The organism is Saccharomonospora halophila 8 (assembly GCF_000383775.1).
In the GTDB taxonomy this organism is placed as follows: Bacteria; Actinomycetota; Actinomycetes; order Mycobacteriales; family Pseudonocardiaceae; genus Saccharomonospora; species Saccharomonospora halophila.
Genome location: NZ_KB912514.1, coordinates 1 through 2,885 on the forward strand (window position 1 = coordinate 1; position 2,885 = coordinate 2,885).

General features: G+C 71.1%; 2 protein-coding genes and 1 pseudogene. 1 reads left to right on the forward strand and 2 read right to left on the reverse strand.

Annotated elements, in window-relative coordinates; all coding sequences use genetic code 11:
* Together SACHA_RS20795 and rfbB are read right to left on the reverse strand one after the other, a co-directional pair.
* A pseudogene (locus SACHA_RS20795) lies at positions 1–188 on the reverse strand (dTDP-4-dehydrorhamnose reductase); the annotation flags it as partial.
* A gap of 56 nt (positions 189–244) precedes the next feature.
* Positions 245–1,237: a dTDP-glucose 4,6-dehydratase gene (gene rfbB / locus SACHA_RS0107310; protein ID WP_019808395.1), complete on the reverse strand. Its 993-nt coding sequence runs from the start codon at positions 1,235–1,237 to the stop codon at positions 245–247.
* A gap of 152 nt (positions 1,238–1,389) precedes the next feature.
* Between rfbB and SACHA_RS20800 the strand changes: the two genes are divergently transcribed.
* Positions 1,390–2,885: LCP family protein (locus SACHA_RS20800; RefSeq protein ID WP_019808397.1), on the forward strand; the 1,496-nt coding region annotated here is incomplete at its 3' end.

Sequence of the window (2,885 nt, forward strand, 5' to 3'; positions counted from 1 at the left end):
CCGGCGGCCAGGTCGGCCAGCGCCTCGACGACGGCCCCCGGCCGGGTCAGGTCGAGTTCGTCCGAGCCGGGCGCGCTCACCCGGATCCGGTCGCCGTCGTCCGCGCCGGCGTCGAGCAGGGCACGCCCGAGCTGGCCGGAACCACCCGGGACGAGCACCGCCAACCGTGGCTGCTGCGTTCCGCTCATCCTCGTCCTCCGCGTCGTCCTCCGGTGGTCCCCGGTGCCGTCCTACCCGGGGCGCGTCACGCGCCTGCGGGTGCCGCCCGCCGTTTGAGCGGCTCCCACCACGCCCGGTTGTCCGCGTACCAGCGCACCGTGTCGGCGAGCCCGTCGGTGAACTCCACCCGTGGCCGGTAGCCCAACTCCGCGCGGATCTTGCCGGTGTCGACCGAGTACCGCCGGTCGTGGCCCGGGCGGTCGGTGACCGGACGGACCATGTCCCAGTCGGCGCCGACGGCCGCCAGCAGCCGCCCGGTCAGCTCCCGGTTCGTCAGTTCCGTGCCGCCGCCGATGTTGTAGATCTCGCCCGGCCTGCCCCGCTCGGCCACCAGCTGGATACCCCGGCAGTGATCGTCGACGTGCAGCCAGTCCCGGACATTGAGCCCGTCACCGTACAGCGGCACCGGCCTGCCGTCGAGCAGGTTCGTCACGAACAGCGGCACCATCTTCTCCGGGAACTGGTACGGCCCGTAGTTGTTCGAGCACCGGGTGACGCACACCGGCAGACCGTGTGTGCGGTGGAACGCGCGGGCGAGCAGGTCGGACGACGCCTTCGACGCCGAGTACGGGGAGTTCGGCTCCAGCACGTGGTCCTCGGTCCACGAGCCCTCGTCGATCGTGCCGTACACCTCGTCGGTGGACACGTGGACGAACCTGCCCACGCCCGCGTGCAGTGCCGCCCGCAGCAGGGTCTGCGTCCCGACGACGTTGGTCGTGACGAAGTCGGCCGCGCCCGTGATCGAGCGGTCCACGTGCGACTCCGCGGCGAAGTGGACGACGAGGTCGACGCCGGAGGTCAGTTCCGCGACCAGTCCGGCGTCGGTGATGTCGCCCCGGACGAAGCGCAGCCGGGGGTCGTCGGCCACCGGGGTCAGGTTCTCCTCGCACCCGGCGTAGGTGAGTTTGTCGAGCACGATCAGTTCGGTCGGCTCCGGGGCCGGGTAGGCACCCGAGAGCACCTGCCGCACGTAGTACGACCCGATGAACCCGGCACCGCCGGTAACCAGAACCCGCATCTGTCCTCCCCTTTTCGACTCACGGGCAGTCTGCCACGACGGCGGGAGAACACCGGACGCAACGTCGGGGCAACGTTTCCTCCCGTTCCGACGTCTTCACTTCGGGAAGATCAGTAATGTGGGCCAGGCGACGACACGCGGGGAGGAAGTACGTGACCGACGCGGCACCGGAGCCCGCCGACGGGCCGGACGCACGTGGCCGTCGCGCACGGGCGGGCACCGTCGGCCGTGCCGGTGGCCGGACCGTCCTCGCGCTGCTCTCCGTGCTGGTCCTGGCGGTGACCTGTTACGGCTGGTACTTCGTCGGCGACATGAACTCCGGTGTGAACACCACCAACGTGTTCGACAAGGAACCGGGTACCGAACCGCTCGACGGCGCCGTGGACATCCTCCTGGTCGGCATGGACAGCCGCACCGACGCGCAGGGCAACCCCCTTCCCCGTGCGGTGCTGGACAAGCTGCACGCGGGCGAGGTGGAGGGCAACCGCCAGACCGACACCATGATCCTGGTCCACATCCCGCAGGACGGCAGCAGCGCGGTGGCGATCTCCTTCCCCCGGGACGCCTGGGTGGAACTCGCCGGCGGCTACGGCAACAACCGGCTCAACAGCGCCTTCCGGCACGCCTACCGGGACACCAGCAGCACGCTCCGGGCGGAGGGCGCTCCCGAGAAGGAGATCGAGACCCGGGCCGAGCAGGCGGGACGGCGCAACCTGATCGCCACGATCGAGCAGCTCGTGGGCAGGCCGGGGATGATCGACCGCTACGCCGAGGTCAACCTGGCCAGCTTCTACGAGGTCACGAAGGCGCTCGACGGTGTCCGGGTGTGCCTGAAGAATCCCGTCCAGGAGACGAAATCCGGCATCGACCTGCCCGCCGGGGAGCAGACGCTGAAGGGCGCGGACGCACTGTCGTTCGTCCGTCAGCGGATCGGGCTCCCCCGCGGCGACCTCGACCGGATCGACCGGCAGCAGGCGTACCTGTCCGGGGTCGCCCGGAAGGTGATCTCCAGTGAGGTGTTGCTGGACCCGGCCCGGTTGTCCGACGTGATCAAGGCCGTGCAGAAGTCGGTGGTCATCTCGGAGGACTGGGACCTGCTCCGGTTCGCGAACCAGATGCGCGGTCTGTCCGGCGGCAACATCGAGTTCCACACCATGCCCGTCACCGGGGACGTCTACGTGGGCGCCGCCGAGGTGCTCGGGGTCGACGAGGCCCAGGTGCGGTCGTTCGTCGACGACCTGGTGGGCGAACCCGCCGACCCGGACCGGGAGCTCCCGGACACGGTCCAGGGTGCGGAGAACTTCACCGTCGACCTCTACAACTCCTCCGGGGAGAGCGGTCTGGGGCAGCGTGCCCGCGAGGTCCTGGCCGGGCAGGGCTTCGGCGGCCAGAGCTACGCCGACACCGCCGTGCGCGAGAGCAGCGTGCTCGAGTACGCCGACGGCGCCCGCGCCGGCGTCGAGGCGATGCGCACCGCGCTGGCCACCGACCTGCCCGCCGAGCGCAACGAGGCGTTACCCCCGGGGACGCTGGTGTTGCGGATGGGTGCGGACTTCACCCTCCCCGCTCCGGGACAGGGCGGGGAGGGCAGCGACCGGGCGGAGGCCGCACCGGGCGGAGGCCCGGGGCAGGCTCCCCCGTCGTCCGG